The organism is Roseburia sp. OM02-15 (assembly GCF_003481835.1).
Lineage (GTDB): Bacteria > Bacillota > Clostridia > Lachnospirales > Lachnospiraceae > Eubacterium_I > Eubacterium_I ramulus_A.
This window is the reverse complement of the sequence record NZ_QULX01000026.1, coordinates 15,417-34,034: the sequence shown is the minus strand read 5'-3', so window position 1 is coordinate 34,034 and position 18,618 is coordinate 15,417. Positions and strand designations below refer to the sequence as shown.

The 18,618-nt window shown below is 43.8% G+C and carries 20 protein-coding genes; 6 read left to right on the top strand and 14 right to left on the bottom strand.

Going from position 1 to position 18,618, the window contains the following annotated elements:
• Window positions 1–95 precede the first annotated feature (95 nt).
• Window positions 96–767 (bottom strand): DNA-3-methyladenine glycosylase family protein, encoded by a 672-nt coding sequence (locus tag DXB15_RS15365; protein ID WP_118703422.1) that lies wholly within the window; start codon window positions 765–767, stop codon window positions 96–98.
• A gap of 518 nt (window positions 768–1,285) precedes the next feature.
• Between DXB15_RS15365 and DXB15_RS15360 the strand changes: the two genes are divergently transcribed.
• A complete protein-coding gene (locus DXB15_RS15360; protein WP_109216884.1) occupies window positions 1,286–2,170 on the top strand; it encodes an RluA family pseudouridine synthase in 885 nt (294 codons plus the stop codon).
• Between the two features lie 133 nt (window positions 2,171–2,303).
• On the opposite strand, the gene DXB15_RS15355 is transcribed toward DXB15_RS15360, so the two are convergent.
• Together DXB15_RS15355 and DXB15_RS15350 are read right to left on the bottom strand one after the other, a co-directional pair.
• On the bottom strand, window positions 2,304–2,840 hold the full coding sequence (locus DXB15_RS15355) for a DUF5662 family protein (protein WP_109216885.1): 537 nt from the start codon (window positions 2,838–2,840) through the stop codon (window positions 2,304–2,306).
• 115 nt (window positions 2,841–2,955) lie between these two features.
• A complete protein-coding gene (locus DXB15_RS15350) occupies window positions 2,956–3,693 on the bottom strand; it encodes a TraX family protein (protein WP_118703421.1) in 738 nt (245 codons plus the stop codon).
• A 298-nt stretch (window positions 3,694–3,991) separates the two neighbouring features.
• On the opposite strand from DXB15_RS15350, the gene DXB15_RS15345 reads away from it, so the two are divergent.
• Complete coding sequence (locus DXB15_RS15345; protein WP_109216887.1) at window positions 3,992–4,789, top strand: SDR family NAD(P)-dependent oxidoreductase; 798 nt, start codon at window positions 3,992–3,994, stop codon at window positions 4,787–4,789.
• Window positions 4,790–4,955: 166 nt separating this feature from the next.
• Here the strand turns inward: DXB15_RS15345 and DXB15_RS15340 are convergent, their stop codons facing one another.
• The 9 genes from DXB15_RS15340 to acpP form a co-directional block, all read right to left on the bottom strand.
• Window positions 4,956–6,638 carry an acetyl-CoA carboxylase carboxyltransferase subunit alpha gene (locus DXB15_RS15340; RefSeq protein WP_118703420.1) on the bottom strand — a complete coding sequence of 561 codons (1,683 nt, stop codon included), beginning with the start codon at window positions 6,636–6,638 and terminating at the stop codon, window positions 4,956–4,958.
• Window positions 6,638–7,993 (bottom strand): acetyl-CoA carboxylase biotin carboxylase subunit, encoded by a 1,356-nt coding sequence (locus DXB15_RS15335; RefSeq protein WP_109216889.1) that lies wholly within the window; start codon window positions 7,991–7,993, stop codon window positions 6,638–6,640. Before DXB15_RS15335 ends, DXB15_RS15340 begins: the two co-directional genes overlap by 1 nt.
• A gap of 10 nt (window positions 7,994–8,003) precedes the next feature.
• A complete protein-coding gene (gene fabZ, locus DXB15_RS15330; RefSeq protein WP_109216890.1) occupies window positions 8,004–8,432 on the bottom strand; it encodes a 3-hydroxyacyl-ACP dehydratase FabZ in 429 nt (142 codons plus the stop codon).
• A gap of 10 nt (window positions 8,433–8,442) precedes the next feature.
• Window positions 8,443–8,907: an acetyl-CoA carboxylase biotin carboxyl carrier protein gene (gene accB / locus DXB15_RS15325; RefSeq protein WP_109216891.1), complete on the bottom strand. Its 465-nt coding sequence runs from the start codon at window positions 8,905–8,907 to the stop codon at window positions 8,443–8,445.
• 89 nt (window positions 8,908–8,996) lie between these two features.
• Complete coding sequence (gene fabF / locus DXB15_RS15320) at window positions 8,997–10,232, bottom strand: beta-ketoacyl-ACP synthase II (protein WP_118703419.1); 1,236 nt, start codon at window positions 10,230–10,232, stop codon at window positions 8,997–8,999.
• A gap of 34 nt (window positions 10,233–10,266) precedes the next feature.
• Entirely contained in the window at window positions 10,267–11,016 is a 750-nt protein-coding gene (gene fabG, locus DXB15_RS15315; RefSeq protein ID WP_109216893.1) for a 3-oxoacyl-[acyl-carrier-protein] reductase, read from the bottom strand.
• Between the two features lie 79 nt (window positions 11,017–11,095).
• Window positions 11,096–12,019, bottom strand: a complete 924-nt coding sequence (fabD, locus tag DXB15_RS15310) for an ACP S-malonyltransferase (RefSeq protein WP_109216894.1) — start codon at window positions 12,017–12,019, stop codon at window positions 11,096–11,098.
• A gap of 86 nt (window positions 12,020–12,105) precedes the next feature.
• Window positions 12,106–13,029: an enoyl-[acyl-carrier-protein] reductase FabK gene (fabK, locus tag DXB15_RS15305; protein WP_109216895.1), complete on the bottom strand. Its 924-nt coding sequence runs from the start codon at window positions 13,027–13,029 to the stop codon at window positions 12,106–12,108.
• 6 nt (window positions 13,030–13,035) lie between these two features.
• Window positions 13,036–13,269: an acyl carrier protein gene (acpP, locus tag DXB15_RS15300; protein WP_055289177.1), complete on the bottom strand. Its 234-nt coding sequence runs from the start codon at window positions 13,267–13,269 to the stop codon at window positions 13,036–13,038.
• Window positions 13,270–13,463: 194 nt separating this feature from the next.
• Between acpP and DXB15_RS15295 the strand changes: the two genes are divergently transcribed.
• Window positions 13,464–13,769, top strand: a complete 306-nt coding sequence (locus DXB15_RS15295) for a DUF1292 domain-containing protein (protein ID WP_109216896.1) — start codon at window positions 13,464–13,466, stop codon at window positions 13,767–13,769.
• Window positions 13,770–13,990: 221 nt separating this feature from the next.
• Here DXB15_RS15295 and DXB15_RS15290 read toward each other — a convergent pair whose 3' ends face one another.
• Together DXB15_RS15290 and DXB15_RS15285 are read right to left on the bottom strand one after the other, a co-directional pair.
• Complete coding sequence (locus tag DXB15_RS15290) at window positions 13,991–15,829, bottom strand: ATP-dependent helicase (protein ID WP_118703418.1); 1,839 nt, start codon at window positions 15,827–15,829, stop codon at window positions 13,991–13,993.
• A 3-nt stretch (window positions 15,830–15,832) separates the two neighbouring features.
• Window positions 15,833–17,335, bottom strand: a complete 1,503-nt coding sequence (locus DXB15_RS15285; RefSeq protein ID WP_109216898.1) for a 4Fe-4S dicluster domain-containing protein — start codon at window positions 17,333–17,335, stop codon at window positions 15,833–15,835.
• A 184-nt stretch (window positions 17,336–17,519) separates the two neighbouring features.
• Between DXB15_RS15285 and DXB15_RS15280 the strand changes: the two genes are divergently transcribed.
• From DXB15_RS15280 to DXB15_RS15270, 3 genes are read left to right on the top strand one after another with little or no spacing between them, the layout of a single operon-like run.
• Window positions 17,520–17,741, top strand: a complete 222-nt coding sequence (locus tag DXB15_RS15280; protein ID WP_242979928.1) for a spore coat associated protein CotJA — start codon at window positions 17,520–17,522, stop codon at window positions 17,739–17,741.
• Window positions 17,725–17,994, top strand: a complete 270-nt coding sequence (locus DXB15_RS15275; RefSeq protein ID WP_109216900.1) for a spore coat protein CotJB — start codon at window positions 17,725–17,727, stop codon at window positions 17,992–17,994. Before DXB15_RS15280 ends, DXB15_RS15275 begins: the two co-directional genes overlap by 17 nt.
• Before the next feature lie 3 nt (window positions 17,995–17,997).
• Entirely contained in the window at window positions 17,998–18,606 is a 609-nt protein-coding gene (locus DXB15_RS15270; protein ID WP_109216901.1) for a manganese catalase family protein, read from the top strand.
• Window positions 18,607–18,618 lie beyond the last annotated feature (12 nt).

Here is an 18,618-nt window from a genome sequence, read left to right as displayed (position 1 = left end):
GAAAAGCGGTTCCAACAATAGCAAAACCCTGCAAAAGCAGGGCTTTGTCTACAGTCTGATTCTTTTTTACTTTAATGTAATTCCGAATGACATTTTTATTTCGCTTTCTTCTTATCTGCCGTCTTACTTTTTACCGTTTTTGGCGCATAATCCTTCATACCCGGAATCGCACCACCTGACACCGCCCACAGATACAAGCTCGCTACGCTGCAATACGGTGAAAAACGTCTGCGATACTTCTCAAACAACTTCTTATCAATTTTTCTGTGATGATACACCATACGAAGTCCCCGCAAAATCGCCAGATCACCATAGCTAAACACATTCAGTCTCTGCATGCAAAATAGCAGAATCATCTCCGCCGTCCACACACCGATTCCTTTTAATGACGATAACGCCTCAATCGCCTCCTGATCTGACATCTGCCATACTGCATCCAGATCAAATTCCCCACTTTTTATTTTTTCTGCAAAATCCGTCAGATATTCCGCTTTTCGAAACGTCATTCCATACGCCTGCAATTTCGGGATTCCTGCTTCCAGAATCGTTTCCGCATTAATGACACCAAGATCGTCCTGCATCCGCTGCCAGATCGTTGCCTGAGCTTTCATGGAAATCTGCTGACCGATAATGTGGTGTACCACAGAAGAAAAAAGATCCGTGTCCACGGTTCTCTCGATCATTCCAAGTGTATCTATCACTTCTGCCAGCTTTTTGTCCTTTTGTTTCAGATATTCTATTTCTGTTTCTCCATATTCAAAATACATGTATTTTCTCCGTTCTGTGATTTATCTGATTTTTATTTTCATTTTACTATGTAGTCTGAATCATCATTCGGCTCTATCGTCGATATCATCTTCTAAACAGCATTCCACGGAAATTCGGAATTGTCAAGTAACAGATAACAATATATAATCATATCTGATATCTAGTTCATCTCAGTCTGAGTTGAGACTCCCACTTCTGCAAGTGGTGAGCAGTAACAAGTATTTCTCAGTGGGAGTTCAATCTCCGACTGAGATAAATGCTCCGCGAGGATGTGCAGTGATTCTGAAAAGAAGATGTCAGCTTGCGCTGACCAGAATCACGCACCAAGTCTCACGTGCGTTCGACTTGAAAGTCAGCATTTGTCACGAATCAATTACACAAACATGTTGACTCGTTTGTACTCATTATATTCTATAGTACATATAATTTACTTTAACAAAAACAGGCACTCATAGACTATGCATATTTTTCATGTTTTTATGTGATATCGATATGCAATTTTTCAATTATTTATAGTATGATTCGAAATTTAAATTATCAGATTACAAAAGAATCCGACAGCATCCTTCAATTTTTAAAGGAACACGGCTACTCTTCTAACTTAATCGTACATTTGAAAAAAACACCGGAAAGTATTTTAAAAAACGGCATCTGGAGTTACGTAAACGAACCACTTCACATCGGTGACACCCTTCACATCCACATAGAAGAAAACGAAGGTTCCGACAATATCGTGCCAAACGAAATTCCTCTCTCCATTTTATATGAAGATGAGGATATTCTGGTCATTGACAAACCGGCAAATATGCCGATTCATCCTTCCATCAATCATTATGAGCAAACACTGGCGAATGGCGTGCTGTGGTATTATACCGCACAGCAGATTCCCTACACATTTCGCTGTATCACACGACTGGATCGGGACACCACCGGTGTCACACTTCTGGCTAAACACATGCTTTCCGCTTCTGTCCTTTCAAAAGCAATGCAGCAAAAACAGATTCAGAAAGAGTATCTGGCACTTTGCGACGGTGTTACTCCAGAAGAAGGAACGATTGATGCACCAATCTGCCGTGCCGCAGATTCTGTCATTGAGCGGTGCGTGGATTTTGAAAATGGTGATTCTGCCGTGACTCACTTTATCCGGGAATGGACCAACGGACAGATTTCTCTGGTTCGTGTCAGACCGGAAACCGGGCGCACCCATCAGATTCGGGTACACATGAAACACATCGGGCATCCGCTTCTTGGAGATTTTCTGTATCATCCGGAAGATCATTCCATGAACCGTCAGGCACTGCACTGTGCATCCCTGACCTTTACACACCCAATCATGGGTGAAAAATTAACCATAAACGCAAAACTGCCGGAAGATATGCAGCAGCTTCTATCTCAGTCATAAAACTTCGATTGAGATAGAACTTACCCATACCTTCCGGCAACTTTTATATAACACCTTATTTTTTGCTTTTTCATTCACACTTTCTTGCTTTTCAGCTGAGAAATATCCCTTATGTTTAATCAAACTTCTGGTCTTACTTTTTATTATGCAATACTTCTCTGCGAATATAATCAAAAGTCGCATCCTCGCCCTCATCTGCCAGCATATACAACAATTTTTCCAGCAATTCCCGTACTTCTGGATGCATAATATGACGATCTTTTCCATGCAGATAATACTCCAACGCACTGCGATCCGTATATTTTTCCTTCTGATAATTTTTCGAAGCAGACATACGGTCAATAAACATTTCCACCACATACTTGTCCGGCATACGCATTCCTACCATCGCCGGCTCCGGCGGCACACCATAATCAATCCAGTATTCCATGTGGTGCTTATTTCGCCCTTTGTGATGAAGCCATGCGGAAGAATATCCCTTGTCCTTTCGCTCTGCATTATTCGGACTGACATCTCCCTGATAATATTTGCAGCCAACCAGAAACTCCGACGGCATATATTTTGACAGATCATGCAACAGGCCCTGCTTGTACAGACCTACCCGAAAACAGCCTTTCATGACCAGCATTTTATGATGATTGATTGTCTTTAAATGTTTCCAGAATCTCAAAAAAATATGCCTCCCGCTTTAATTTCCAAATCGAAGGATTTTCAACTTACGCGAACTAAAATCACATGTAGAATTTCACATACATCCTTCTTCCATAGCCATACAAATATCATACTTAAAATGTGATAAACACAAATGCAGTACTCATCTGTATCAGATGCAAAATAAACAAATGCACCGGATAAAACGCGTAAAACACGTATTTTGCCGATGGGCCTTTCTTCCCATTATACAAAAAGATTGGCAAAAAGGCAATCACACCCGGCAGTTCCACACTTCCGAAAAACAGCAGCGAAATGATGACAAATGCCACTGCCTGAGCGATCACATTCTCATGCAGCATCCAGATAAAATAAATCAATAAGATGCCACCAGCACCGTAATCTGTCTGCAATGCCTGTGCCACGCAGGCACAAACTGCTACTACAACAAACTGCCACACCATCGGAATCGGTTGCCCTTCGATCCAAACTTCCTGTAGCATCTTGCCTTTATGTCCTTTCACATAAGATGCTCCATTCTGAATCAGATCCAGCATCACCAAACCAATCGTCAGCGTCCAAAATACATTTTGGGAATGGATATCTACGATTTCATTTGAAAAAGCCAGATCGAATGGGATTTCCGAAATCAGTGCAAACAAAAACATCCGCAATTCATATTTTCGAATCTTGCTGGTATGAATACTTCCCTCAACAAGTAAAAACACAAACAATGGAAATGAAATCCTTCCAATATAACGAAATATCATGTTCATTGGAAACAGCACCGCGCCCACATGGTCAATGACCATTGTTATAATGGCAATCATTTTCAGTGCAAAACTGTTGATGCATTTATATTTTTTATTCATAAACACGTCCTCTTAACTTTCTGTAATTTCCACCAAATTATCTTATCATAGATTTATCTATATGTAACCTGATTTTTTATTACACTATCAGATTCAGAAGCGTTTTTACAATTTCCTCATGCTATTTGCACATAACCCAATTATTTATGTACCCCATCTGCTGTTTATTCTACGATGACTTGCGTAGGACTCGTATTTGTTATAAGATAATAGAAGTTCTATCACCATTTTTATTATGGAAATTTTATTGATAGCACGGCAACTTATTTTTCGAAATAATCCGGAGGATTTTATATATATGAATATTGCAATTATCACTGGCGCTTCCAGTGGTCTTGGACGTGAATTTGCTTTGCAGATTTGTCAAAACTATGCTTCTGAAATTGATGAAATCTGGCTTCTTGCCAGACGAAAAGAATCTCTGCTCGCTCTGGCACAGGAAATTTCTGCCACAGGGATCTGTGTCGGTGCCGCTATGCCGATGGACATTACAGATGACGAACAGATGAAAGATTTTCAGGATAAACTGGACATCGAAGCTCCTACTGTCAAATATCTGGTCAATGCTGCCGGTCTTGCCAAAATTGGCGGACCATTTACGTTGCAGCCGGAAGAATTAACCCATATGATTGATCTGAATTGTAAAGCAGCCGTTCATATGACAGCAATTTGTATGCCACATTTTGACAAGGGTTCCAGAATTTTACAAATTTGTTCCACTGCCGGTTTTCAACCAATGCAGGGACTCAATGTATACGCTGCATCGAAAGCATTTCTACTCCGCTACAGTCAGGCGCTTCGCTGGGAATTGATAGGAAAACAGATTTATGTGACAGCCGTCTGCCCATACTGGATCAAAGATACCGAATTTATCGGTGTTGCAAAAGATACCGACAATCCAAAAGCAGCCCGTGCCGTACACCATTTTCCACTGGCTTCCAGGACAAAATCTGTGGTACGTCTTGCTTTGCTGGATAATAAACTCGGACTTTGGGTATCCACTCCGGGACCGGTCTGTTTTGTGCATCGATTGTTCTGTAAAATCATGCCGCCTGTCGTAGCTATGGGTTGGTGGGAACTACTTCGACGCGTTTAAGTTTCGTTTTGGGCGGCACGTAGTGCAAGGTGGCGCAAAAATTTACTAACTTCACTTCGTAAATTAAGACCTCCTGCAATTTTCTCTCAAGGAGCGATTGGTAGCGACTGAGATAAAATTGCAGGAGGTCCTATTATAACCTAACGTAGTAAATTTTTAAGTCACCTTAGAATTTTCGGAACCGTTCGTACCGCTCTTCGGCAAGTTTTTCCGGTTCTTTTCCAAGATTTTCCGCCAGAAAACCACGAATCCGATTTTTCATATCTTTACTGAGTTCCACCAAATTCGCTTCACTCGCCGGCATCGGCTCGTCAATAACATCATCTACGATTCCCATTTCCAACAGATCTTTTGCCGTTACTTTCATCAGATCTGCTGCTTCCGGTGCACGTTTTCCATCTTTCCAGAGAATAGACGCAAATCCTTCCGGTGAAAGAATCGTATAAGTCGCATTTTCCATCATCCAGACTTTGTTTCCGACAGCCAGTGCCAACGCACCGCCGCTGCCACCTTCACCGATGACGATACTGAGTACCGGCACTTTCAATGCCGCCATCTCATACAGGTTTCTGGCAATCGCCTCACCCTGTCCATGTTCCTCGGCTTCCAGTCCCGGAAATGCACCCGGTGTATCGATAAAATTGATAATCGGACGGTGGAATTTTTCCGCCTGTTTCATCAGACGTAAAGCCTTGCGGTATCCTTCCGGAGACGGCATACCAAAGTTTCTTGTAATATTTTCTTTGGTAGTACGTCCTTTCTGCTGCCCGATGACAGTAACCGGACATCCATCCAGATAAGCAATACCGCCTACAGTTGCTCCGTCATCATCCACATGACGGTCTCCATGAAATTCCTCAAAATCACTGAAAATCTCATGAATATAATCTAACGCAGTAAGTCGCTCGGAAGCTCTCGCTGCCATCACACGATCCCATGCGGTCATTTTTCCTTTTTTCTTTTTCTGCGCATGCATGATATACGCAGGCTCTACTGCATCCACCATATCCACAGATGCCTTCTGTGTATGCATATGCAGCAGACGTGCTAAGGTATCTTTCATGTCCTCACGGCGGATAATTCCGTCAATCAGACCATGCTCTACCAGAAATTCTGCGCGCTGAAAGCCTTCCGGCAGTTTCTGTCCGATAGTCTGCTCAATGACACGGGGACCGGCAAATCCTACCAGCGCACCCGGCTCTGCCAGAATAATATCACCTAACATGGCAAAACTTGCTGTCACACCACCGGTGGTCGGATCGGTAAGCACAGAAATATATAACAGTCCTGCATCGGAATGTTTCTTTAGCGCTGCGGATGTTTTTGCCATCTGCATCAGGGAGACCATTCCTTCCTGCATACGGGCACCGCCGGAACAGCAGAAAATGATAACCGGAAGTTTCATTTCTGTCGCTTTTTCCACCGCGCGGGTGATTTTTTCACCTACCACATATCCCATACTTCCCATGAGAAAACGGGCATCACAAACTGCGATCACTGTTTTCTCGCCTTTGATGGTGCATACCCCAGTTGTCACAGCTTCATCAATATGAAGTTTTTCCTTTAATCCGTCCAATTTTTCCGGATAACCCGGATACTCCAGGGGATTTGCTGTCTGAAGACCGGTATCCCACTCTTCAAAGGACTGCTTGTCTGCAACCATGCGCAGTCTGCGCTTTGTGGAAAGACGGAAATATTTGCCGCACTTATAACAGGAATAGTGATTGTGTACCACATCTTCTTTGTAAAGTAATTCCCCGCATGCGTCACATTTGATCCACATGCCCTCCGGGATATCCTGCTCTTTTCGCGGAACTGTAATATAGTTTGTTTTCTTAAACTTTAACACTATGCTTCACCTTTATTCTCAAAATACTGCTCGATAAAACCGGTTGTAATATTTCCGGACTGGAACACCGGATGTGTAATAATATCGTACTGATAATCCAGGTTTGTGGTAATTCCGTCAATGTTGACTTCACCCAGTGCACTGCGCATTTTATCGATAGCTGTCTGTCTGTCTTTTCCGTATACAATGATTTTTGCGATCATAGAATCGTAGTTTGGCGGAATCGTGTAACCGGTGTAAATGGCGGAATCAATGCGGACACCGTTTCCTCCCGGCAAATGCAGATACTCGATTTTTCCCGGACAAGGCATAAAATTCTTTGCCGGATTCTCTGCATTGATACGACACTCAATGGCATGACCGGTGATGTAGATATCTTTCTGTCTCCACTGAAGCTTCTCTCCTGCTGCAATAAAAATCTGCTCTTTGATCAGATCCAGACCTGTGACAAGCTCTGTTACCGGATGCTCTACCTGAATTCGTGTATTCATTTCCATGAAATAGAATTTTTTGTTTTTATCTAATAAAAATTCGATGGTTCCGGCGCTCTCATATTTTGCTGCCTTTGCTGCTCGAACAGCTACCTCACCCATCTGGGCACGGAGTTTGTCGTCCAGTGCTGCGGACGGAGATTCCTCCACCATCTTCTGATGACGACGCTGAATGGAACAATCACGCTCACCCAGAGAAATGACATTCCCGAATTTGTCTGCCAGAATCTGGAACTCAATATGGCGCGGATCCTCGATATATTTTTCAATGTACATGGTGTCATCAGCAAAACCATTGACGGATTCTGTCTGTGCCACCTCAAAATTTTCTGTAAAATCCTCGGCACTGCGGGAAATACGCATACCTTTTCCACCGCCTCCGCTGGCTGCCTTGATCATAACCGGAAAACCGATCTGTTCTGCCAGTTTCAGACCATAATCAGCGGTATAAACTGCTTCTTTCGTGCCCGGAACAACCGGAACTTTTGCGTTGATCATGGTGTTTCTTGCTTCCTGCTTATTTCCCATCCGACGGATGACTTCCGCGGAAGGTCCGATGAAAGCAATGTGACACTGCTCACACATCTGTGCAAATTTTGCATTTTCAGACAAAAATCCAAATCCCGGATGGATGGCTTCTGCTTTGGATGCAATGGCTGCGCTCAAAATCCGTTCCATATTCAGATAACTGTCTGCCGGTGCTGCTTTTCCGATACAGATGGCTTCGTCTGCCAGCTGGGTATGCAGCGCGTCTTTATCTGCAGTTGAATAGACTGCCACAGAAGTGATACCAAGTTCTCTACAGGCGCGGATGATACGCACTGCGATCTCACCTCTGTTTGCAATTAATATTTTCTGAAACATGTTCTCTCTCCTAACCAATGGCAAAGGTCAACTCTGCGATAACCGCTACTTTTCCGTCTACGGTTGCTTTTGCGGAAGCCACACCGATCGGTCCTTTCTGCTTGATCATGGTTGTTTCCAGCATCAGAACGTCTCCCGGAACAACTTTACGTTTGAACTTTGCAGAATTGATGGCTCCAAAATAAGCGGTTTTTCCTTTGAATTCATCACATCCAAGGATTGCTACGGCACCAACCTGTGCCAGTGCTTCCACGATCAGCACACCTGGCATCACCGGTTCTGCCGGGAAATGTCCTGCAAAATACGGCTCATTGTAGCTGACACATTTTTTTCCTACCGCGCGTTTGCCCGGCTCTAATTCTTCAATCGTATCGATCAGCAGAAACGGCTGACGATGCGGAATGATTTCCATGATTTCTTTTGTTGTTAAAACTGACATCCCAGACCTCCTACTCAATGACAAACATTGGCTGATCAAATTCTACCAGATCGCCATTTTTTACCAAAATTGCTTTTACGGTTCCGTCATACTCGGACTCAATCTCGTTCATCAGCTTCATTGCTTCCACGATTCCAAGTACCTGACCTTTTTTCACGGTATCGCCCACCTGTACATACGGTGCTGCATCCGGAGCACTTGCAGAATAAAAGGTTCCAACCAGAGGACTTTTTACGGTATTTCCGCCGATTTCTTCTGCTGCATCTGAATCTTTTGCTGTCGGTGCTGCTGCCGGAATCTGTGCCGGTGCTGCAACGGCTGACGGTGCGATCATTTCTACCGGTGCAGACGCTACAATCTTTTTCTCAGGATGTTTTTTTATTTTTACGGAAACGCCATTTTCTTCATAACAGAAATCTGTCAGACCTGCCTCGGAAACAGCGTTCATTAATTCGATTAACTGGCTAACTTCCATCTTTTTTCCTTTCCATCTATACAGCAGATATGGGATATATTATTGATTTTGAACCAATAACGAATCCCATTCTGCTAACATATTCTTTCTTACTCTGTATATTTTTTGATCAGTAAACTTGCGTTGTGTCCACCGAATGCCAGAGAGTTTGTCAGGGCGTACTCAAAATCCATATCCATGCCATGTCCCTGTACATAATCCAGATCCAGTTCTTCGTCCGGATGCTCAAGACCTACGGTCTGATGTACATAACCATTGTTCATCTGAAGAACACATGCAATAAATTCAACTGCTCCGGCTGCTCCAAGCAGATGTCCGATCATGGATTTTGTGGAGTTTACTTTGATATCATATGCATGATCACCAAAGGCTGCTTTGATGGCTCTTGTCTCAAATAAATCATTGTGATGTGTGCTTGTTCCGTGTGCATTGATGTATGTGATCTCTTCCGGCGCTACATTTGCGTCTTTCAGGGCAAATAACATTGCATTTTTTGCACCTTCTCCGTCTTCTGCCGGGGATGTGATATGGTATGCATCACTGGTTGCGCCGTATCCAACTACTTCTGCAAGGATTTTTGCACCTCTTGCTTTTGCATGCTCTAACTCTTCCAGAACAACAACGCCTGCTCCGTCACCAATGACAAATCCATCGCGGTCTTTGTCAAACGGAATGGAACAACGCTCCGGGTTGTTGGATGTGGAAAGTGCGGTCAGTGCAGTAAATCCGCCGACACCGATCGGAGTAATGGCATTTTCAGTACCACCTGCCAGCATGACATCCGCCTCACCGTACTGGATGGAACGGTATGCTTCACCGATGGAATGTGTGCCTGTCGCACAGGCTGTTACCACGTTAATACTTTTTCCTTTTAAACCAAGCTGAATGGTTACGTTTCCGGTTGCCATGTTTGTGATCATCAACGGAACCAGAAGCGGGTTGATTCTGGAAGGTCCTTTTTCCAGAAGTTTTTTGTGCTCACGCTCGATGGACTGTAAGCTTCCGACACCGGAACCGATGGCACAACCCACGCGGTACGGATCTTCTTTTGACATATCCAGACCTGCATCTTCGAATGCTTCTTTTGCTGCTGCTACTGCATACTGCGCAAATGGCTCCATTCTTCTTGCTGCTTTTTTATCCATGCGGTCTGCTGCAACAAAACCTTTGACCTCTGCTGCAACTTTTACCTTAAAATCTGTGGTATCAAAATAGGTGATCTCGCCGAAACCTGTTTTTCCGGCTTTCAGACCTTCCCAGTATTCTTCTACGTTTAAACCGATGGGATTGACGGTTCCCATTCCAGTAACTACTACTCGTCTCATCTATATGTCTCCTTTTAATGGTTATTTTCTTTGTTTACATCGCCATGCCGCCATCCACACAGATCACCTGACCTGTGATATAGGACGCTTTTTCAGATGCCAGAAACGCAACAACATTTGCGATTTCTTCTGTTTTTCCATAACGACCAAACGGGATCTGCGCTTTTCCTGCTTCTTTTGCCGCATCTGTCATCTGATCCATCATTTCTGTCTCGATAAATCCCGGTGCAACTGCATTCACGCGGATGCCGCGGCTTGCAATCTCTCTTGCCATGGATTTTGTCATTCCGATAACACCTGCTTTGGAAGCACAGTAGTTCATCTGACCCGGATTTCCAAGTACTCCGGATACAGAAGAAATATTGATGATGCTTCCGCTTTTCTGTTTCAGCATATATCTTGCAACGTGACGCATAGTGTTGAAACTTCCTTTCAGGTTTGTATCAATGACTGCGTCAAACTCTTCTTCTTTCATCTTCATCAGAAGATTGTCTTTTGTAATTCCGGCATTGTTTACCAGAACATCAATGTGACCGAATTTTTTATAAATGGATTTGATCATTTCTTCCACAGCCGCAAAATCTGTCACACTGCACTGCCAGGTCTCTGCCTGACCGCCAGCTGCTGTGATCGTCTCTACCACTGCCTCTGCCGCTTCTTTTGATCCATTATAATTTACAATGACATAAGCACCTTCCTGTGCCAGTGTCATAGCAATCTGTCTGCCGATTCCGCGGCTTGCGCCGGTAACGATCGCAACTTTATCTGTTAATAATTTTTCCATACTGCCTCCTGCACTTAAGCAATTTTCGATATTTCTCACTACCTGTAAAACTCACTGCTTATAAAAGTGGAAGTTTTATCTACTGAGCTAACTCACTCAATACACTATCAAGATCCGTTACCTTATCGACGTGATAAGCCGGAACGGTTTTATCTATACGTTTCATAAATCCACAAAGGGATTTTTTTGGTCCAATTTCAATAAATGCCTCTACACCGTCTGCGATCATGCGCTCTACGCTCTGCTGCCAGCGGACGGATGAGGAAATCTGTTTTTTCAGCAATTCCTTTACCTGTGACGGGTCTGTCACATAATCAGCAGTTACATTTGTAATATAAGGAACTGCAATTTCATGAATTTCTACATGTTCTAACTCTGCCGCAAGTTTTTCTCCTGCCGGCAGTAACATGGCGGAGTGGAACGGACCGCTGACATTCAGTGGTGTGCACCGTTTCGCACCTGCTTCTTTTAAGGCTGCTGCTGCCGCATCTACCGCCTGCTGCTCACCTGTGATTACAATCTGTCCCGGACAGTTGTAGTTTGCGATGGATACGATTCCTTCGGTCTCCTCGCAGATTTTTTCAATGACTGCGGTATCAGCGCCAAGCACAGCTGTCATCGCTCCACCTGTCGGAACCGCTTCCTGCATATATTCTCCGCGTTTTGCAACCACGCGGAATGCATCTTCCGGTGTCATCACCCCGGACGCAACCAGAGCTGCGTACTCACCAAGGCTTAAACCTGCATTTACCACAGATTCCAGTCCTTTTTCACGCAGTACACTCCAGATGGCAAGCTCATCTGCAAGCATTGCAATCTGGGTGTATTTTGTGATATTGATATTTTCGTTTTCTTCGAAAAGAAGCTCCTTCATAGGGATACCGCTTACTTTTTCTGCCAGATCGATCATTTCTTTTGCACATGGGAAAGTCTCATAAAAATCTTTTCCCATGCCAACGTACTGAGACCCCTGACCGGGAAAAATAAACGCTATTTTCTTCATTTCATTTGCTCCTTTTCGCTTATCATTTCAACAGTTTTTCAGGAAAAACAGTTTTTGTTCTGTTCTTCCTGAATCAACTTTTCTTATTAACAGTGCAGTAATTTTTCTGCCTGCTCCATAATTTCATCTACAATTTCCTTACAGCTCTGCTCTTTTTTGATTAGGCCTGCAATCTGTCCTGCCATAACGGTTCCGTTTTTGACATCCCCGTCAATGACTGCATTTCGAAGAGATCCGACGGTCAGACGCTCTAATTCTTCAAATCCGGCTCCCTCTTTCTCCAGACGCAGATACTCTCTGGACATCTGATTTCTCAGACAGCGGATTGGGTGTCCGTTGCTTCGGCCGGTTACTTCAGAATCAATGTCTTTCGCCTTGATGATCTTCTGTTTGTAATTCTCATGACAGATACACTCGGTAGCCACACAGAATCTGGTACCGATCTGTACTGCTTCTGCACCAAGCATCATTGCCGCTGCAAATCCTCTGCCGTCTGCAATACCACCGGCTGCGATCACCGGGATATCAACTGCATCTACAACCTGCGGAACCAGTGTCATAGTTGTGGCAGCTCCGATATGTCCACCGGACTCGGCACCTTCTGCAACTACCGCGTCCGCACCTGCTTTTTGCATCATCTTTGCCAGCGCCACACTTGCGACAACCGGAACAACTTTGATTCCGGCAGCTTTCCACATTTCCATGTATTTGCCAGGGTTTCCGGCACCGGTTGTCACAACTTTGATACCTTCCTCCACAACAACATGTGCCACTTCCTCTGCATATGGACTCAGCAACATGATATTTACACCAAATGGCTTATCTGTCAGTTTTTTTGCTTCGCGGATCTGTGTCCGAACCACATCGCCCGGCGCACTTGCCGCTCCGATCAGTCCCAGACCACCTGCATTGGAAACTGCTGCCGCCAGATGATAATCTGCTACCCAGGCCATGCCGCCCTGAATGATCGGATATTCAATTCCAAAAAGTTCTGTAATTCTTGTCTTCATTTAAATTTATTCCTCTACACCATGTGCTTTCAGATAATCAATGATTGCTCCAACTGTTGTAAGGCTCTCAAGTTCCTCAGACGGAATCTCGATACCGTACTCCTCTTCCAGAGCCATAACCAGCTCAAATAAATCTAAGGAATCTGCATCCAGATCCTCTTTGAAGTTGGACTCCAGTGTAATTTTATCCTCATCTACAGATAACTGATCAGCGATCATTTCTTTCATTTTCTCTAACATAATTTTATTCTTCCTTTCAAATAATTTTTATTTCAAATATTTTGATATTCAAAGTATATTAGATTTCTTTTCCTTTGTCAACAAAAAATTTTGAAAAAGAATTGACTTTTGTTCTACGAATTTTTATACTTGTAGTATTCTATGGGGTAAATTCCTATATAGAGAATATATAGAAAAAGATGAGGGCAATTAAAATGAGCAATACGAATAACACAAATAATGAAGAAGAAATCTTCGATCCGCAGGAAATGTTTGTTACTCTGGATCTGGATGATGGTTCCCAGCTGGAATGTCAGATTTTGACAATTTTTGATGTAGATAATCAGAATTACATTGCACTGGTTCCGGTTGATAATGATGAGGAAGTGATCTTCTACCGCTACTTTGAGGATGAGGAAGGTAATCCGTCTCTGGAGAATATTGACAGTGATGATGAGTTTGATGCTGTCAGTGACCGGTTTGATGAGTTACTGGATGAGGAAGAATTTGATCAGATGTAATTTGCATTCAAAACGAAAATTTATGAAAAGGGAGAGTCAAATTTATCTCGCTCACTAACAATCGTTCGCTGAGAAAAATTTGACTCTCCCTTCTTTTACTTTTGTGAATTTTATTCTTCTGTGACTGGTTTTTAGGTTATGAAAAGCCAGCGGTTAATATATTTTTATCTAGTACATTTTTGCTTTTATGATACACAAGATAATATCTTTTTATTGGTCTTCTATCGTTTAATTCTGGCAGATTCGCACTCTGTCAGGAACCGTGACGGATCCATGTCTTTATTTCGAATCTGATGCGACCAGAGCAGATACAACCGGTTCTTCGCCCGCGTCATTCCGACGTAGAACATTCTGCGTTCTTCTTCCAAATCTGCATCCAGCACTGCTTTTTTATTTGGCATGACTTTTTCGTTTACGTCTACCAGAAATACCGTATCGTATTCCAATCCTTTGGATGAATGTAATGTGCTTAAGTTTACTCCATCTGTCGCTTTGTAGCTTTTTGCCTGTTCCTCCAGTTCTTCCCGCAGCTGTTCGATATGCTCAAACCAGGTGTCAAAGGTATCAAATCCTCTGGCATTTTCCTGCAATTCATCCAGCACGTCTGTCAGATCTTCGAATGGAATCCGGCGCACATCCGCATATTCCCGCAGATAATTTTCATACGCCACACCTTTGCGAATATAGTTGATGGCAGAAAACGGGCGCATTCCCGCGATCACCTTCAGATCCATCTGCAATTTTTCCAAACGTTGCACCATCCACCCCTGATCCTCATAAAATTCTTCCCACACATCAAAAGCAACTTCCTCATAGGGCAGACTTTCTCTGGAAAGATACCGTTTCGGACGGTTCATGATCTTCAGAAAATTGCCGCGGCTGCGGTCACCTCTGGCAATGTCTATGTACGCAAACAAATCCCGCGTGATCCAGTGATCGTAAATATTCGGGATCCGGTCTTTTGCCGTAAACGGAATACTGTAATCCAGCATCATTTCCATCAGAAAGCGTGGCTGCATATTGGTACGGAACAGCACTGCCATATCTTTGTACTCCATTCCTTCCCGGTGCAGACGCAAAATTTCCTGTATCACATACAAATTTTGTTCCCGCTGTGTCTGAAATTCCTGTTTTACCACCGGAATCCCCGTTTCTGCTGCCGGTGTAATCTGTTTTTCAAATCGTTTTTCATTAAAGGAAATCAGATTTCCCGCCTGCTTGACGATCTCCGCTCCGGAACGATAATTGGTATCCAGTATTATTTTTCCGGCATTTGGATAATCCTTTGTAAAATTCAGCATAATCTCCGGCTTTGCCCCACGAAATCGGTAAATGGACTGATCATCATCACCGACGATAAACAGATTATCCTGCGGTGCCGCCAGCATTCGGATAATGTCATACTGAATCTGATTGATATCCTGAAACTCATCGATCAGAATATACTGATATTTCCGCTGCCATGCCGCCAGAATATCCGGACGCTGCACCAGCAGTTCCTTACAATATACCAACATGTCATCAAAATCAATGAGCCGGTTCTGATGTAAAAAGGATTCATAAGCTTCGAATATTTTTCGAAAGACATCCTGTCCACAGCAGGATGAATAGTAATGTGCCAGATTTACCGATGTGTTTTTCACCAGACTGATTTCAGAGAACAGACTGGAAATAAATTCATTCTCATCATCATATTCCAGACGCAGTCGGTGAATATATTCCTTCATAAACTGCAATCGCTGCTCTTCTTTTACAATGTTATCTGCCGTATAGCCATAGGCATGTTTTAAAATCATAAAATAGACCGCATGAAAAGTCCCGAAAGATACCGATACTCTCCTGCCGCCCATTAATTTTTCAAACCGCTGTCTCATCTCCGTGGCTGCCGCTTTCGTAAACGTAATGACCAGAATGGAGGATGGCGGTATATGGTATTGTTCGATCAGATGCTGCACCCGGCGGGTGATGACCAGAGTCTTTCCAGACCCCGGTCCCGCCAGCACAAGCTCAGGTCCGTCTTTGTGCCTGATCGCATTGATCTGACTTGTGTCAATCTTCATAAATTATTTTAATTCTATCTCCCGTAATTGTTTCGGAGGCAGTTTTTTTGTAGAATCCTTAACAATCTGCTGTACTTCCTTCTTCGCATTCGGTACCGGAATCAGCGTACCAGCTCCGGCTACACATCCGCCCGGGCATCCCATGCCTTCGATCAGATATCCGTTCTTCCGACCAGCTTTTGCAAGCATCAGTACCTTTTTACACTCATCCAAACCTTCGACATGCTCAATCAGCACTTCTACATCCGGATAATACTCATGGATACAGTTTTCGATTGCCTGAGACACACCTCCGGCTACCGCATAACCACGACCAGCTCCAGTTGCATCATGCAGATGTCCCTGACTCTCAATCGTCTTCGGATCAATGCCACGCGCCTCAAACATGGCATCCAGTTCTTCAAATGTAATAACAAAATCCACATCACTGCGGACTGTTTTTCTCATAGCTTCCAGTTTCTTTGCCGCACACGGTCCGATAAATACAACCTTTGCATTCGGATGTTCTTTCTTGATACTGCGGGCGGTTGCCACCATCGGTGTCAGCTCCTTGGATACACTGTCAATGATCTCCGGGAACTGTTTTTTCGCCAACATGGACCATGCCGGGCAGCAGGATGTCAGCAGGAATGGCTTTTCTCCTGTTTTTACATGGTAAACATAATCATGTGCCTCTGTCACAGCTCCGATATCCGCACCAAGTGCTACCTCATATACCTGTGAAAATCCTAATTTCAGCAGTGCTGCATAAATTTTATCCGGTGTCGCCTCTTTGCCAAACTGTCCTGCATAAGCCGGTGCGATCTCCGCAACAACTTCTCCACCGTTTTTCATACAACGAATCAGCTGGAAAATCTGGGATTTATCTGCGATGGCACCAAACGGACAGCTTACCATACACATACCGCAGGATAAGCATTTATCCTGATTGATAATAGCTCTGCCATATTCATCAGATTCAATTGCCTTAATACCGCAGGCAACGGAACAAGGACGCACCTTTTTACCGATTGCATCATACGGACAGGCGCTTTTACATTTTCCACATTTGACACATTTTGACTTATCAATATGTGCCTGTCCATCCACATGTGTGATCGCATCCCGCGGACATACTTCCATGCAGGAATGTGCCAGACATCCACGGCAGAGGTTACTTACCTCATATACATTATCCTCACATGCGTTACATGCAGACGGAATTACCTGCATCAAAGGTGGCTCATAATACATCTCATCCACGGTTGCTTCATCCAATCCGCTTGTAATATGAACCGGTTTATTCTGTGGTCGAAGAGATAATCCAAGTGCCAGTCTGGTACGTTCGGAACTTACTGCACGCTCTCTGTAAACACTGTCTCTGAAACGCGGATTCTCATCCGGAGATAACTTGTATGGAATTGCCTCCAAATCATCATTGATATTTTCAGACTCATACGCAATACGCGCAACCTCAACAAAAACATCTTTCCTTAAATCCGAAACCTGTGTGTGTAATCCTCTCATATAAACTAATCACCCTTTCCTATGGTCTCTCCTATCCCTGCCATTAGTTTAAAGCCTAACCCCTGCACGGTCAATAGAAAACACCTGGGGTACTTAACAAAAAACAATCAGTTACCATTTGCACACTATCCCCTGCCTTTTCATATGATAAAACAAACCTTAGAATAGGAAAGGACATCATATTTTGAACTGTAATTGCAATTCTATGAACTCTGATCGTCCGTATATGACGGATTTTAAACGTCCCGACTGTGAGAACCAGACCATTGCCATGGCCTACGTTCCCTGGCAGCAGTTCCGGAATCTGTATGATCTGGACCGCGCCCTTCAGGTCGGTACTATTTTTGCCGAATTAGATAAACCGTTTACCGGGAAAGGAGGTATGTGTCGTGAACGCAGCATGTAATGTAGAAAAACAGCGGCTGATGAACGCCATTTACCAGTGTGGATTCGCCATCAGCGATATTACCCTCTTTCTGGATACCCATCCAAAAGATCCGGATGCGCTGGATTATTTTCAGCATATGAAACACAAATATAACCATTTTGTGGCAGAATATGAAACAAAATTCGGTCCCCTTACCCAGACCGGAGAACAAAGGCAGAATTATTGGCAGTGGGCCGTATCACCGTGGCCATGGGAAAGGGGGTACTACTAATTTATGTGGAATTATGAAAAAAGATTACAGTATCCGGTTTGTATCACGAAATCCAATCCGGCGATCGCGAAGATTATCATCTCCCAGTTTGGCGGACCGGACGGAGAACTCTCCGCTTCCATGCGGTATCTGTCCCAGAGATATGCGATGCCTTACCGGGAAGTAGCAGGGTTATTGACCGACATTGGAACAGAAGAATTAGCTCATATGGAAATGATCTGCGCCATCGTCCGTCAGTTAACCCAGGATCTGACACCGGAAGAAATCCAGAAAAGTGGCTTTGACACCTACTACGTGGATCATACCCTTGGTCTCTGGCCGGTAGCTGCCGGCGGCATTCCGAACAATGCCTGCGAATATCAGTCAAAAGGTGATGCCATCACAGATCTTTTCGAAAATATGGCTGCGGAACAGAAAGCCCGCACCACCTACGACAATATTCTGCGCCTGGTCAAAGATCCGGAAGTATGTGATCCGATCCGTTTCCTGCGGGAACGCGAAATCGTTCATTTCCAGCGTTTCGGAGAAGGACTCCGCCTCGTGACCGACCGGTTGAATTCCAAGAACTTCTATGCGTTTAACCCGGATTTTGATGTAAAAGCATCCTGCTAAAAACAACAAATA

Coding starts and splice junctions, on each gene's coding strand:
- DXB15_RS15360 (WP_109216884.1), top strand. CDS start 1,286: ATGATTCGAAATTTAAATTATCAGATTACAAAAGAATCCGACAGCATC.
- DXB15_RS15290 (WP_118703418.1), bottom strand. CDS start 15,829: ATGAAGATTGACACAAGTCAGATCAATGCGATCAGGCACAAAGACGGA.
- fabF (WP_118703419.1), bottom strand. CDS start 10,232: ATGAGACGAGTAGTAGTTACTGGAATGGGAACCGTCAATCCCATCGGT.
- fabG (WP_109216893.1), bottom strand. CDS start 11,016: ATGGAAAAATTATTAACAGATAAAGTTGCGATCGTTACCGGCGCAAGC.
- DXB15_RS15365 (WP_118703422.1), bottom strand. CDS start 767: ATGTATTTTGAATATGGAGAAACAGAAATAGAATATCTGAAACAAAAG.
- acpP (WP_055289177.1), bottom strand. CDS start 13,269: ATGTTAGAGAAAATGAAAGAAATGATCGCTGATCAGTTATCTGTAGAT.
- fabD (WP_109216894.1), bottom strand. CDS start 12,019: ATGAAGAAAATAGCGTTTATTTTTCCCGGTCAGGGGTCTCAGTACGTT.
- DXB15_RS15295 (WP_109216896.1), top strand. CDS start 13,464: ATGAGCAATACGAATAACACAAATAATGAAGAAGAAATCTTCGATCCG.
- accB (WP_109216891.1), bottom strand. CDS start 8,907: ATGGAAGTTAGCCAGTTAATCGAATTAATGAACGCTGTTTCCGAGGCA.
- fabZ (WP_109216890.1), bottom strand. CDS start 8,432: ATGTCAGTTTTAACAACAAAAGAAATCATGGAAATCATTCCGCATCGT.
- fabK (WP_109216895.1), bottom strand. CDS start 13,029: ATGAAGACAAGAATTACAGAACTTTTTGGAATTGAATATCCGATCATT.
- DXB15_RS15345 (WP_109216887.1), top strand. CDS start 3,992: ATGAATATTGCAATTATCACTGGCGCTTCCAGTGGTCTTGGACGTGAA.
- DXB15_RS15335 (WP_109216889.1), bottom strand. CDS start 7,993: ATGTTTCAGAAAATATTAATTGCAAACAGAGGTGAGATCGCAGTGCGT.
- DXB15_RS15350 (WP_118703421.1), bottom strand. CDS start 3,693: ATGAATAAAAAATATAAATGCATCAACAGTTTTGCACTGAAAATGATT.
- DXB15_RS15285 (WP_109216898.1), bottom strand. CDS start 17,335: ATGAGAGGATTACACACACAGGTTTCGGATTTAAGGAAAGATGTTTTT.
- DXB15_RS15270 (WP_109216901.1), top strand. CDS start 17,998: ATGTGGAATTATGAAAAAAGATTACAGTATCCGGTTTGTATCACGAAA.